The 14,142-nt window shown below is 71.8% G+C and carries 4 protein-coding genes (1 of these 4 running past the window's edge); all 4 read left to right on the top strand.

The genetic code is table 11. The features are described from left to right. Tightly spaced (each overlapping or abutting the next), the 4 genes in view from K8638_RS38705 to K8638_RS38690 form a layout consistent with a single transcriptional unit that may run on beyond the window. Positions 1-371 carry the 3' portion of a non-ribosomal peptide synthase/polyketide synthase gene (locus K8638_RS38705; protein ID WP_223759767.1) on the top strand. 15,841 nt of this gene lie to the left of the window's left edge, so only the last 371 of its 16,212 coding nucleotides appear in the window; its start codon lies beyond the left edge, outside the window; the stop codon is at positions 369-371. Next, complete coding sequence (locus K8638_RS38700) at positions 364-4,917, top strand: type I polyketide synthase (RefSeq protein ID WP_223759766.1); 4,554 nt, start codon at positions 364-366, stop codon at positions 4,915-4,917. Before K8638_RS38705 ends, K8638_RS38700 begins: the two co-directional genes overlap by 8 nt. After that, complete coding sequence (locus K8638_RS38695; protein ID WP_223759765.1) at positions 4,914-12,689, top strand: amino acid adenylation domain-containing protein; 7,776 nt, start codon at positions 4,914-4,916, stop codon at positions 12,687-12,689. The genes K8638_RS38700 and K8638_RS38695 overlap by 4 nt, the downstream gene beginning before the upstream one ends. Next, complete coding sequence (locus K8638_RS38690) at positions 12,661-14,142, top strand: glycosyltransferase (protein WP_223759764.1); 1,482 nt, start codon at positions 12,661-12,663, stop codon at positions 14,140-14,142. Before K8638_RS38695 ends, K8638_RS38690 begins: the two co-directional genes overlap by 29 nt.

Genomic DNA, 14,142 nt, shown 5'->3' with positions numbered 1-14,142 from the left:
AGCCCTTCGTGCCCCCCACGACCGATCTGGAGCGAGGCCTCGCGAAGCTCTGGCAGGAGGTGCTCCAGGTGGAGCGCGTGGGGTTGAGGGAGCGGTTCTTCGACCTGGGGGGCAACTCGTTGAGCCTGGTCCAGGTGCACAGCCGGATGCGCAGCCAGCTCGGCATCGACGTGCCGCTCACGGAGCTGTTCCAGCACGCGAGCATCGGAGCGCTCGCGGCGCGGCTGAGGGAGCGCGCCGCCCCCGCCGGAGCCGAGGACGAGGCAGCGGCGGAGGAACGGTTCGCGCTGCGTCAGGCCCGGACCGGGCAGCGGCGGCAGGCCCGCCGCCGCGGGGATGAATCGCGGCAGCAGGAGGATGAGGATGAGTGAGCAGTGGGGCGGGCCCGAGGAAGCAGTTGCCATCATCGGCATGAGCGGCCGGTTCCCCGGGGCGGAGAGCGTGGATGCGCTCTGGCACAACGTGAGCACGGGCGTGGAGTCGCTCACCCTCCTGAAGGACGACGACCTCGCGGCGGCCGGCGTGGACCCAGCCGTGGCCGCGCGGCCCGGCTACGTCAAGGCCGCCTTCGCGTTGGAGGGCGTGGACCGCTTCGACGCGGGCTTCTTCGGGCTGACTCCGCGCGAGGCCGAGGTGCTGGACCCCCAGCACCGTCTCTTCCTGGAGTGCGCCTGGTCGGCGCTGGAGGATGCCGGCTACGACGCGGAGTCCTGGCCGCGGCCCATCGCGCTCTACGCGGGCGCGGGGGCTTCCTCCTATCTCTACACGCACCTGATGCAGCGGATGGACGTGCTCCGCTCGGTGGGCACGTACCAGGTCGGCATCAGCAACGAGAAGGACTTCCTGCCCACGCGGGTGGCTCACAAGCTGGGGCTGCGAGGTCCCTGCGTCGCGGTGCAGACGGCCTGCTCCACGTCCCTGGTGGCCGTCCACATGGCCTGCCAGGCGCTGCTGTCGGGCGAGTCGGACCTGGCGCTCGCCGGAGGCGTATCCATCTCGCTGCCCCAGCGCGCCGGCTACCTCGCGCGCGAAGGCGACATCCTGTCTCCGGATGGGCACTGTCGCGCCTTCGATGAGCACTCCCAGGGCACCGTGCGTGGCTCCGGGGTCGGCGTCGTGGTGCTCAAGCGCCTGTCGGACGCGGTGGAGCAGGGGGACACCATTCACGCGGTCATCCTCGGCTCCGCGGTGAACAACGACGGCTCCGAGCGGGTGGGCTACACCGCGCCCGCCGTGGAAGGGCAGGCGGCCGTCATCGCCGAGGCGCTGGGCGTCGCCCGCGTGAAGGCCGGGAGCCTCCAGTACGTCGAGGCCCATGGAACGGGGACTCCGCTGGGAGACCCCATCGAGGTCTCCGCCCTGAATCAGGCGTTCCGCTCGAGGGCGGGGGCGCCGGGCACCATCGCGCTCGGCTCGCTGAAGACCAACATCGGCCACCTGGACACGGCGGCCGGCATCGCCGGGCTCATCAAGGTGGCGCTCGCGCTCGAGCACAAGCAGCTCCCGCCCAGCCTGCACTTCGAGCGGCCGAACCCTCGCATCGACTTCGCGGGCGGCCCCTTCTTCGTCAACACCCGCCTCCGCCCCTGGGAGACGGACGGGGGACCTCGGCGCGCGGGTGTCAGCTCCTTCGGAATTGGCGGCACCAACGCGCACGCAGTCCTGGAAGAGGCGCCTCGTGTCCAGGGCACGCGGAGCACGCGCTCCGCGCACCTGCTGGTGCTGTCCGCCCGGAACGAGCGCGCCCTGGAGGAGGCCACCGACAACCTGGCCGCCCACCTGTCGCGGCGGCCGGAACTGGAGCTGGCGGACGTAGCCCACACGCTGCTCTCGGGGCGTCGGCGCTTCGACCACCGCCGGGTGCTCGTCTGCCGCGACCTGGAGGACGCGCGCGTGGCGCTGGCCTCTCGCGACGCGGCCCGGCTGCTCACGCATGTCCAGGAGGCCACGCAGCGGCAGGTGGTCTTCATGTTCCCCGGCCAGGGCTCCCAGTACGCGGGCATGGGGCGCGGGCTGTATGAGGAGGTGCCGGGCTTCCGCAAGCTCGTGGACGCGTGCTGCGAGCACCTGCTTCCGCACCTGAGGATGGACCTGCGGAAGCTCCTCCTGGCGCGAGACGCTGATGCCGAGGAAGCGGACCACCAGCTCCGGCGCACGTCGCTGGCTCAGCCCGCGCTCTTCACCGTGTCCTACGCGCTGGCGAAGCTGTGGATGTCCTGGGGCGTGAAGCCGCAGGCGATGGTGGGCCACAGCGTGGGCGAGTATGTCGCCGCGTGCCTGGCGGGCGTCCTGAAGCTGGAGGATGCGCTGGCGCTGGTGGCCGCCCGGGGCCGGTTGATGGAGCAGATGCCGGCGGGCGCGATGCTCTCCGTGTCCCTGCCCGAGCAGGAGGTGTTGCCGCTGCTGGGGACGGAGCTGTCGCTCGCGGCCGTCAACGCGCCCTCCCTGTGCGTGGTGGCGGGCCCGACGGAGCAGGTGGCCGCATTGGAGACGCGGCTCTCCGGCCGTGGGGTGGCCACCCGCCGGCTCCACACGTCGCATGCCTTCCACTCGTCGATGATGGCCCCCATCCTGGGAGCCTTCGCGGAGCGCCTGCGCGTGGTGTCCTGGTCCCCGCCGATGCTGCCCTGGGTCTCCAACGTCACGGGCACCTGGATTCCCCCCGCGCAGGCCACGAACCCCGACTACTGGGTCGAGCACCTCCGGCGCACCGTGCGCTTCGGCGATGGAGTGCGGGAGCTGCTCGCCGAGCCCTCTCGCGTCTTCCTGGAGGTGGGTCCCGGCGGGACGTTGGGAACCCTCGTCCGGCAGGGGGCCTCGGAACAGCCAACCGTGCTCGCCTCGATGCGCCACCCCTACGAGGCGCGGCCGGACCTGGAGGTGCTGCTGGGCTCGGCGGGGCGGCTCTGGCTCTCGGGCGCCCGCCTGGAGGGACCGAAGCTCTACGCTCCGGAGCGGCGCCGGCGCATCCCGCTGCCCACGTATCCCTTCCAGCGCGAGCGCTACTGGGTGGACGCCCGGCCCGCGAGCGCGGAGGCCACGTCCGAGCCGCCCGGGCGCGTCCCCAGGCGCGCCGAGTCCGAGGGTTGGTTCTACACCCCCTCGTGGCGCCAGGCGCGGCGGGACGGGCTGCCGAGACAGGGAGGGCGGTGGCTGGTGTTCGCGCGCGAGCCGGGTGGCCCCCTCGTGGAGCGGCTGCGAGCGCGTGGGGCCGACGTGGTGGAGGTGGTCCCCTCCGATGACTTCGTGCAACACGGCCCCCGGCGCTACGGGCTGGAGGGCTCCAGGCCGGAGCACCACACGCGGCTCGTGGAGGCCCTGCTCGACCAGGGTGGACCTCCGGAGCGGATTGTCTTCCTGGTGGGGCCGCCGCCCTCGGAGACGCGGGGGGACGACGCGACGGCCCTGGAGCCGGCGCTGGCGTGGGGCTTCTACGCGCCGCTGTACCTGGCGCGTGCGCTCGCGGCGCGCGTGCCCGGCGTGGAGGTGGAGCTGACCTGCGTCACCGCGGGCGCCCAGGACGTCACGGGCGAGGAGCCCCTGCACCCCGAGCAGGCGTTGGCGCTCGGGCCGTGCCGCGTGCTGCCGCGGGAGCTCGGCCCGGCCTGGCGCTGCCGAGCGGTGGATGTCGTCGTGCCCGGAGAGCCGGCTCGGGAGACGCAGTGGGCGGAAGCGCTGGTGACGGAGCTGGAGTCGGAGCCGCGCGACGCGGTGGTCGCCCTGCGCGCGGGCCGCCGCTGGGTGGAGGACTACGCTCCCACGTCGCTGCCTCCTCCCTCCAGCCCGGTGCCGCTCCGGCAGGGAGGGGTCTACCTCATCACCGGTGGACTGGGGCGCATCGGCCTCGGCATCGCCGGGCTGTTGGCGTCCGAGGCGAAGGCGAAGCTGGTGCTCCTGAGCCGCACCGCGCTCCCGGAGCGCGAGGCGTGGGACGCGTGGCTCGCGTCGCATGACGCGGAGGACGCCACGGCGCGCATCCTCCGGCGGCTGCTGGAGCTGGAGCGGCAGGGCGCGGAGGTGCTGGTCCTGCGCGCGGATGTGTCTCGCGAGGGTGACGTGGAGGCCGCGCTGGCGCGGGCGCGGGCCCGCTTTGGCCGCATCCACGGCGTCGTGCACTCCGCGGGGGTGGTGGGGCCGGACGCGCACGTCCTGCTCTCGGAGACGGACGCTGCTCGGTGCGAGGCGCAGTTCGAGGCCAAGGTGCGCGGTCTGCGCGTGCTGACGCGGGCCCTGGAAGCGGAGCCCCCGGAGTGGGTGGTGCTCCAGTCGTCGCTGGCGGCGGTGCTGGGGGGCATCGGCTTCTCGGCCTATGCCGCGGCCAACCTCTTCATGGATGCCTTCTGCGCGCGGCAGGGCCGGCGGAGCGGCACGCGGTGGATCACCGTGGACTGGGACGGCTGGAGCGAGAGCCCGGGCCTGCTGGCGTTGACGATGGACGAGGGACTGCGCGCCTTCCGGCGCATCCTCGCGGCGGAGGAGGGCGGCCGGTTCGTCGTCTCCACGGGAGACCTGGCGGCACGCCGCGCCCGCGTCGCGGCGCCAGCGATGGCGGCTCCCTCGTCGGTGGGCGAAGGGGCGCCGGGGTCGAAGGCGCACGCCCGGCCAGCGCTGGGCACGCCGTACGTTGCGCCGCGCGACGCCATCGAGCAGCGCATCTGCGAGCTATGGCAGGAGCTCTTCGGACTCGAGCGTGTCGGCATCCATGACAGCTTCTTCGAGCTGGGTGGGCATTCGCTGCTGGGGACCCAGATGGTTTCGCGGGTGAGGGAGGCGTTTGGCGTGGAGGTGTCGATTCGCGGCCTCTTCGAGACGCCCACCGTGTCGGGAGTGGCGATGGCGGTCCTCCAGGGCCAGGCGGCGCAGGCGGATGCCGGCCGGCTCGAGGAGCTGCTGGCGGAGCTGGAGGAGGCGTCATGAATGACCTGATGCGGCGCCTGGAGAGCCTCTCTCCCGAGAAGCGCGAGCTGCTGCTGCGCAAGCTGCGGGAGGACGCGAAGGCCCGGGAGCCCCGGAACGTCATTCCGGCACGTGATCGCCAGCAGGCCGTGCCCCTGTCGTTCGCCCAGCAGCGGCTGTGGTTCATCGACAGGCTGCAGCCCGGGCTGGCGCTCTACAACCTGCCCATCGTGTTGAGGGTGGAGGGAGTGCTGGACGTCGTGGCGCTCGACAAGAGCTTCCAGGCCCTCATCGCGCGCCACGAGGTCTTGCGCACTACCTTCGCGGAGGAGCCGGCGGGGCCGGTTCAGCGCATCGCGCCCTCGCTGACGCTCCCGCTGCGGAGCGTGGACCTGCGGACGCCGCCCGTGGAGGAGCGCGAGGCGGAGGCCTGGCGCCTGGCTCACGAGGAGGTGCGGCGTCCCTTCGATCTGCTCCAGGGGCCGTTGCTGCGCGCCACGCTGCTGCGGCTGGCCGAGCAGGAGCACCTGCTGGTGCTGGTGCTGCACCACATCGTCTTCGACATCTGGTCGATGGGGGTGCTGGTCCGCGAGGTGCTGGAGCTCTACGGCGCCTTCTCGCGAGGGGGCCAGCCGGCGCTCCCGCCGCTGCGGACGCAGTACGCGGACTGGGCCGCATGGCAGCGCGGCGAGGCCCAGCGAGAGGCGCTGGAGACGCAACGCTCCTGGTGGAAGGAGCGGCTCGCGGGGCTGGAGCTGCTCGACCTGCCCACCGACTGGCAGCGGCGTCCGGGAGTGGTCGCCCGGAGCGGCTCGCACACCTTCCGGCTGCCGCGGGAGCGGTGGGGCGCGGTGAAGGCGCTGGCGCAACGCGAGGGCGCCACGCCCTTCATGGTGCTGCTGGCCGTCCTGGACGTTCTGCTCCTCCGCTACTCGGGCCAGCCGGACGTGGCGGTGGGGACGCCCGTGGCGGGGCGCGGCCGGCGCGAGGTGGAGGGGCTGATTGGCTTCTTCATCAACACGCTGGTGATGCGGACGGACCTGTCGGGCAACCCGAGCTTCCGTGAGGCGCTCCGGCGCGTCAGGGAGACGTGCGTCGGCGCCTACGAGCACCAGGACGTGCCGCTGGAGCACATCGTCGCGGCGCTGCAGCCGGGGCGAGACCCCGGTCAGACGCCGTTCTACCGGGTGTCCTTCAACTTCCAGAACGCGCCCATGTCGCAGGTGAGCGTGCCCGGCCTCACGCTGCGCCACCTCCATCTGGACAGCGGTCTGGCGAAGCTCGACCTGAGCCTGCACTTCACGGAGGGCCCCGAGGGGCTGTCGTGCCTGTGGGAGTACAGCGCGGACCTGTTCGAGGCAGCGAGCGTGGAGCGGATGGCGGGCGGCTACCGGCGGCTGGTGGAGGAGCTGGTGGCGAGGCCGGAAGCGCGGATTGGGGAAGTGGAGCTGCTGGAGGGAGAGGCGCGGAGGCGGGTGCTGGAGGAGTGGAGCCGTGCGCGGAGGGCGGGGGCGCCTGTGGGGGTGCGCGGGCACGGACTCTTCGAGGCGCGAGCGGAGGAGCGGCCGGAGGCGGTGGCGGTGGAGGAGTCGAGCGGCCGGCGCATGACTTACGGCGAGCTGGAGGCGAGGGCCAACCAGCTGGCGCACCACCTGAGAAGCCTGGGCGTGGGCCCCGAGGTGAGGGTGGGGCTGTGCGTGGAGCGCTCGGCGGAGCTGGTGGTGGGAATGCTGGGAGTGCTGAAGGCGGGCGGCGCGTATGTGCCCATCGACCCGAGCCTGCCTGCGCAGCGGGTGAGGTGGATGGTGGAGGAGGCGGGAATCGGCGTGGTGCTCACCCAGCAGAAGCTGGCCGATGAGCTGGCGTGGCGGGGTGAGGTGCTGGTGTGCCTGGACACCGAGTGGGAGCAGGTGACGAGGCAGCCGGCGACGCGGCCCGAGGTGAGGGTGGACGCGGAGAGCCTGGCGTACGTCATCTTCACCTCGGGAAGCACGGGCCGGCCCAAGGGGGTGATGGTGAGGCACGGGGGCCTGGCGAATACGGCGGGAGAGGTGGTGGAGGGGCACGGGGTGAAGCCGGACAGCCGGGTGCTGCAATTCGCCTCGCAGAGCTTCGACGCGTCGGTGTGCGAAGTCTTCTCGACGCTTTCGGCGGGGGCGTGCCTGTGCATGGCGCCGAAGGAGGAGTTGCTGCCGGGAGGGCCGCTGGAGGAGACGGTGAGGCGGCAGGGAGTGACGGTGGTGACGCTGACGCCGTCGGTGCTGAAGCAGGTGAAGGCCGGAGGCTTGGAGGGAGTGCGCACGCTCATCTCTGCGGGAGAGGCGTGCCCGCCGGAGGTGGTGAGGCGGTGGGGAGAGGGCAGGCGGCTCATCAACGCGTACGGGCCGACGGAAGTGACGGTGTGCGCGACGTTGACGGAGGGGGAGGTGAGGGCGGAGCGGGTGGGGATTGGAGTGCCGCTGCCGCGAGTGCGCGTGTACGTGCTGGACGAGGGAATGAGGCCGGTGCCGGTGGGAGTGGCCGGGGAGCTGTACGTGGGAGGAGAGGGGGTGGCGCGGGGCTACCTGGGGCGGCCTGGGTTGACGGCGGAGCGCTTCGTGCCGGACGCGCTCTCGGGAGAGGCGGGGGCGAGGCTGTACCGGACGGGAGACGTGGTGAGGTGGGGGGCGGGGGGAGAGCTGGAGTACGTGGGCCGGCGGGACGGGCAGTGGAAGGTGCGGGGAATGCGGTTGGAGGTGGGGGAGGTGGAGGCGGTGCTGGGCGAGTGCCCCGGGGTGAGGGAGGCGGCGGTGGTGGTGAAGGAGGTGGAGGGAGACAAGCGGCTGGTGGCGTACGTGGCCGGAGAGGTGGAAGTGGGGCCGGTGCGCGAGTGGCTGCGAGGCCGGCTGCCGGAGTACATGGTGCCCGCGGCATACGTGGTGCTGGAGGCGCTGCCGCTGTCCTCCAGCGGCAAGCTCGACCGGAAGGCGCTGCCGGAGCCGGAGACGGAGCGCGCCGGGGCGGCGGAGGCCTACGTGCCCCCGCGCACGCCCATGGAGCAGATAGTGGCGGACCTGTGGGCGGGGCTGCTTCAGGTGGAGCGGGTGGGCGCTCACGACAACTTCTTCGACCTGGGTGGCCACTCCCTCATCGCCACGCAGGTGGCCTCGCGCCTTCACGCGCTGCTGGGAGTGGAGCTTCCGCTCCAGCAGATCTTCGATGCGCCGACGGTCGAAAAGCTCGCCCGGCGCGTGGAAGAGGCGCGGCAGGAGGCCGATGGCAGGCGCGCAGTGCCGCCGCTGGTCCCCGCGAGCCGCGACGGAGGGCCGCCGCTGTCCTTCGCGCAGCAGCGCCTGTGGTTCCTGGATCGGCTCGAACCCGGGAGCCCGCTCTACAACATCCCGGCGGCGGTGAGGCTCGAAGGAAACCTCGACGTGCGGGTGCTGGAGCGCTGCTTCGAGGAAATCATCCGCCGGCACGAGGTACTGAGAACCACGTTCTCCCTTCGCGAGCAGGAGCCCGCCCAGGAGATCCACCCCGGTGGGCGTCTGCCCATACAGGTGCGCGACCTCCAGGTGCTCCCCGAGTCCGAGCGCGGTGCCGAGGTGCTGCGGCTGGCGGCGGAGGAGGCTCGCGGCCCCTTCGACCTGGCGCGAGGTCCACTCCTGCGCGCGTTGCTGCTCAGGCTGGGCGAGCGTGAGCACGTCCTGGTGCTGGTGCTGCACCACATCGTGTCGGATGCCTGGTCCACGGGCATCCTGCTCCGGGAGCTGGGGGCGCTCTACCCGGCGTTCTCCGCGGGCAGCCCCTCACCGCTGCCGGAGCTGTCCGTGCAGTACGCGGACTACGCGACGTGGCAGCGGGGCTGGCTGCGCGGCGAGACGCTGGAGGCGGAGCTGGGTTGGTGGAAGGCGCGGCTCGCGGGGGCCCCGGGGGTGATGGAGCTTCCCTTCGACAGGCCGCGCCCGGCCGTGCAGAGCCACCGGGGCGCGCACCTGGTTCAGCGCCTGCCGCTGGCGTTGCAGGAGGCGGTCCGGGAGCTCGGCCGGCGCGAGGGCGTCACACCCTTCATGGTGTTGCTGGCGGCCTTCGACGCGCTGCTGTTCCGCTACGCGGGCCAGGAGGACATCGTCGTCGGGACGGATGTCGCGGGCCGCAGCCGGCGCGAGGTGGAGGGGCTGATTGGCTTCTTCATCAATCAGCTCGTGTTGCGCACGCGGGTCGAGGCGGGGCTGAGCTTCCGCGAGCTGCTGAGGCGCGTGAGGGAAACGACGCTCGAGGCATATGCGCACCAGGACGTGCCCTTCGAGAAGCTCGTGGAGGCGGTCAACCCGGAGCGCAGCCTGGGCCACTCGCCCATCTTCCAGGTGAAGCTGCTCCTGCAGAACGCGCCGGCGCCCGAGCTGAGGCTGCCGGGACTGACGTTGAGTGGCCTCTCCTTCGAGACAGGGACGGCGAAGCTGGACCTCATCGTCGCCCTCACGGAGGGCCCCGAGGGGCTGTCGTGCCTGTGGGAGTACAGCGCGGACCTGTTCGAGGCAGCGAGCGTGGAGCGGATGGCGGGCGGCTACCGGCGGCTGGTGGAGGAGCTGGTGGCGAGGCCGGAAGCGCGGATTGGGGAAGTGGAGCTGCTGGAGGGAGAGGCGCGGAGGCGGGTGCTGGAGGAGTGGAGCCGTGCGCGGAGGGCGGGGGCGCCTGTGGGGGTGCGCGGGCACGGACTCTTCGAGGCGCGAGCGGAGGAGCGGCCGGAGGCGGTGGCGGTGGAGGAGTCGAGCGGCCGGCGCATGACTTACGGCGAGCTGGAGGCGAGGGCCAACCAGCTGGCGCACCACCTGAGAAGCCTGGGCGTGGGCCCCGAGGTGAGGGTGGGGCTGTGCGTGGAGCGCTCGGCGGAGCTGGTGGTGGGAATGCTGGGAGTGCTGAAGGCGGGCGGCGCGTATGTGCCCATCGACCCGAGCCTGCCTGCGCAGCGGGTGAGGTGGATGGTGGAGGAGGCGGGAATCGGCGTGGTGCTCACCCAGCAGAAGCTGGCCGATGAGCTGGCGTGGCGGGGTGAGGTGCTGGTGTGCCTGGACACCGAGTGGGAGCAGGTGACGAGGCAGCCGGCGACGCGGCCCGAGGTGAGGGTGGACGCGGAGAGCCTGGCGTACGTCATCTTCACCTCGGGAAGCACGGGCCGGCCCAAGGGGGTGATGGTGAGGCACGGGGGCCTGGCGAATACGGCGGGAGAGGTGGTGGAGGGGCACGGGGTGAAGCCGGACAGCCGGGTGCTGCAATTCGCCTCGCAGAGCTTCGACGCGTCGGTGTGCGAAGTCTTCTCGACGCTTTCGGCGGGGGCGTGCCTGTGCATGGCGCCGAAGGAGGAGTTGCTGCCGGGAGGGCCGCTGGAGGAGACGGTGAGGCGGCAGGGAGTGACGGTGGTGACGCTGACGCCGTCGGTGCTGAAGCAGGTGAAGGCCGGAGGCTTGGAGGGAGTGCGCACGCTCATCTCTGCGGGAGAGGCGTGCCCGCCGGAGGTGGTGAGGCGGTGGGGAGAGGGCAGGCGGCTCATCAACGCGTACGGGCCGACGGAAGTGACGGTGTGCGCGACGTTGACGGAGGGGGAGGTGAGGGCGGAGCGGGTGGGGATTGGAGTGCCGCTGCCGCGAGTGCGCGTGTACGTGCTGGACGAGGGAATGAGGCCGGTGCCGGTGGGAGTGGCCGGGGAGCTGTACGTGGGAGGAGAGGGGGTGGCGCGGGGCTACCTGGGGCGGCCTGGGTTGACGGCGGAGCGCTTCGTGCCGGACGCGCTCTCGGGAGAGGCGGGGGCGAGGCTGTACCGGACGGGAGACGTGGTGAGGTGGGGGGCGGGGGGAGAGCTGGAGTACGTGGGCCGGCGGGACGGGCAGTGGAAGGTGCGGGGAATGCGGTTGGAGGTGGGGGAGGTGGAGGCGGTGCTGGGCGAGTGCCCCGGGGTGAGGGAGGCGGCGGTGGTGGTGAAGGAGGTGGAGGGAGACAAGCGGCTGGTGGCGTACGTGGCCGGAGAGGTGGAAGTGGGGCCGGTGCGCGAGTGGCTGCGAGGCCGGCTGCCGGAGTACATGGTGCCCGCGGCATACGTGGTGCTGGAGGCGCTGCCGCTGTCCTCCAGCGGCAAGCTCGACCGGAAGGCGCTGCCGGAGCCGGAGACGGAGCGCGCCGGGGCGGCGGAGGCCTACGTGCCCCCGCGCACGCCCATGGAGCAGATAGTGGCGGACCTGTGGGCGGGGCTGCTTCAGGTGGAGCGGGTGGGCGCTCACGACAACTTCTTCGACCTGGGTGGCCACTCCCTCATCGCCACGCAGTTCATGTCCCGGATTGGCGCGCTCCTCGGGCGGGAGCTCGCGCTGGCGACCCTCTTCGAGAACCCCACGGTCGCCGCGCTGGCGGAGAAGCTCTCCGCGTCCGAACTGGCGAACGGTCAGGTCCTCCCAACTGTCGTCCGCACGCCGCCGGCCGAGCAACTGCCCCTGTCCTTCTGCCAGGAGGTCTACTGGTCTCCCGAGCAGGGCGGCGCGGACAATCCGTTGAACTCCTCGCCCGTGGTGTTGCGCCTGGACGGTGAGCTCGATGTGGAGTCCCTGCGGCGTGGCATCGAGGAGATTGTCCGCCGCCACGAGAGCCTGCGCACCTGTTTCCCGCTCGTGGATGGCGTGCCGGTGCAGCGCATCCTTCCCCCCGCGCCGCTGGAAATGGACGTGGTGGAGCTCGGCGGGGCCTCCGTGACGGAGAACGAGGCGGAGGCGCTGCGGCGCGCACGGGAGGAAATCGGTCGCCCGTTCGAGCTGGCACGCGGGCCGCTGGTGCGATGCCGGCTCTACCGTCTGTCACCCGTGGCGCACGTGCTGCTGGTGAACATGCACCACGCCATCACGGACTTCGTCTCGTTCTCCATCTTCGCGTCCGAGCTGGCGGTGCTCTACGCCGCCTTCCGCGAGGGCCGGCCGTCACCGCTGCCGGAGCTGTCCCTCCAGTACCAGGACTTCACGCGCTGGCAGCACGCGTGGCTGAAGGATGGGGCGCTGGAGCGGCTTCGCGAGTACTGGGCGCGCGCGCTGGCCGGTTCCGCCGAGGACGTGCGCCTGCCCACGGACTTCCCGCGCCCCGAACGGGAGAGCTTCCGGGGCGAGAGTCTGGATCTCGCCCTTCCGCCCGAGCTGGCCACCCGGCTTCGCTCGCTGTGCCGGCGTGAGGGCGTCACGCTGTTCATGCTCCTGCTGGCGGCCTTCCAGGTGCTGCTGGCGCGCCGCTCCGGACAGAAGGACGTGCGCGTCGGCTTCGCGCACGCGCAGCGTCTGCGCCCGGAGCTGGAGCGGCTCATCGGCATGTTCGCCGGCTACCTCGTCATCCGCACCGACCTCCAGGATTGCGGCACCTTCCGCGACGTGCTCGGCCGGGTGCGCACCCGGTACCTGGAGGCCTTTGCCCATCAGGGCCTGCCCCACGCGGAGCTGGTCCGGCTGCTGCCGGCGCTCTGCCGCATCGGCTTCACCTTCTCCGACCAGGAGGGACGCCCCACGGGGGTTCCCGGCCTGGAGGTGCGGCCCCTCATGCAGACGCGTGGGTGGACGCTCTACGACCTGAAGCTGGGCATCGCCGATGGCCCCGCGGGACTGGTCGCGACGCTGGAGTACAAGACCGAGCTGTTCCGCCCCGAATCCGTCGCCGCGCTGCTCGGCGACTGGGTGCGGCTGCTCGAGAGCATCACCGCGGACGTCGAGCAGCCCCTGGAGCACGCCGCGAATCCCGTCCCACCCCGAGGTGCCGCCGATGACCTCGCCTTCCCACCTGACGCTTGAGGAGCACTCGATGACGTTGCAGCGGGTCAACATGTTCGTGGAGTCGGAGCCATTCCGGACGGCGTCTGGCGTCATCAACGGGCTCATCCAGGAGGAGCTGAAGCAGCTCGGCGCGGAGGTCACTCCCTTCTACAAGCACCGGCTGGGCCGCGCCGACATGCTCATGCCGGTCGCCACCGCGGACCGCGCGCGCCAGCTTCAGGGGCGCCCTCCGGCGGACCTCGCCATCTTCTGCGATCAGGGACTGTGGATCCGCCCTCCGGGTCCGGCGGTCGCGAAGCAGTCGCTGGTGGTGTTCCACGGGCTCATCGGCGGACAGAACCTCTGGTTGGACAACCCCGCCGTGAATCAATACTGCGCCTACTCGCGCTACATGCGGGAGGTGCTGGTCTCCCTGCTCACGATGCCCGACATGCGCCGGCGCAAGTGCCTGGACCCGCAGGGCTTCTACAAGGTGAGCGACTTCGCCGCGGGGCTTCCCTGTGTCGCCGACAGCAAGGGTGACGAGCGCATGCTGGGCGCGGAGCTGCCGGAGCAGATCGTCCGGTCCATCGAGGCCGGAGACGTCGTCGGCCACGCGCTCCAGCCGCGCAAGCCGGACTGGTATGCCGTCCTCAACATCCTCGTCCACCTCAACCTGATGTCACGCGAGGAGGGCGGGCCCCGCTACCGCCTGGTGGTCGACGCGGAGGACTTCGCGCTCATCGACTACTCCTTCGGCCATGGCTTCCCGCTGGACATGACCGGACCGCGCTCCCTGCTGGAGGCGCTGGGCATGACGGTGGGCGACCTGCTCATCCCCGTGCGGTTCCTCAGCCAGCCGGCGCTCTTCCAGTTCTTCAAGCTCGCGAAGTTCGGCCTCTCGTACAACGTCTACCCCGAGCCCTTCGGGTTCTACCCGCTGGAGTCCGTCTTCCACGGGTGCCCCGTCTACACGAACGGCATTGGCAACAACCGGCACAACGTCCCGCCGGAACACGGCGTTCGCGTCATCGAGAGCGTGGACATGGCCTTTGGTGACCCCTCCGCCTTCCAGGAGGTCGCCAGGGCCATCATCGGGGACGTCCGCTCGCGAGAGGGCGTCACCCGCGATTGTGCGCGCGGGCGCGAGTACGTCCTGCGCCACTTCGGCCGCGAGGCCTTCTCCCGGACCTGGCGGGCCTGCCTGGCGCGCCTGGAGCAGCCGTTGCCGGAGCCGGAGCCCTTCGAGTCACTGCGGGTCCTGCGCAGTCCCATCGTCCGGCAGATCGACGCGGAGACGGGCCGCGTCGTCAGCGACTTCGAGCGGCTCACCCTCGAGCCGCGCGAGCTGGGGATGCTGCGCGAGGCCGAGGGGCAGCCCATCGGAGAGGTGCTGCGCGGCCTCGGAGAGGCCGACACGGACCTGCTCCAGGGGCTGTTCTCCCGGGCCGTGCTGACGCTCCGGCCCAGGGGCTACGACGTGGGCCTCTAA

The sequence above is a fragment of the Myxococcus sp. RHSTA-1-4 genome (assembly GCF_020037125.1).
Classification (GTDB): domain Bacteria; phylum Myxococcota; class Myxococcia; order Myxococcales; family Myxococcaceae; genus Myxococcus.
The sequence above is the reverse complement of the archived record's forward strand: the minus strand, read 5'-3'. Positions and strand labels throughout refer to the sequence as shown.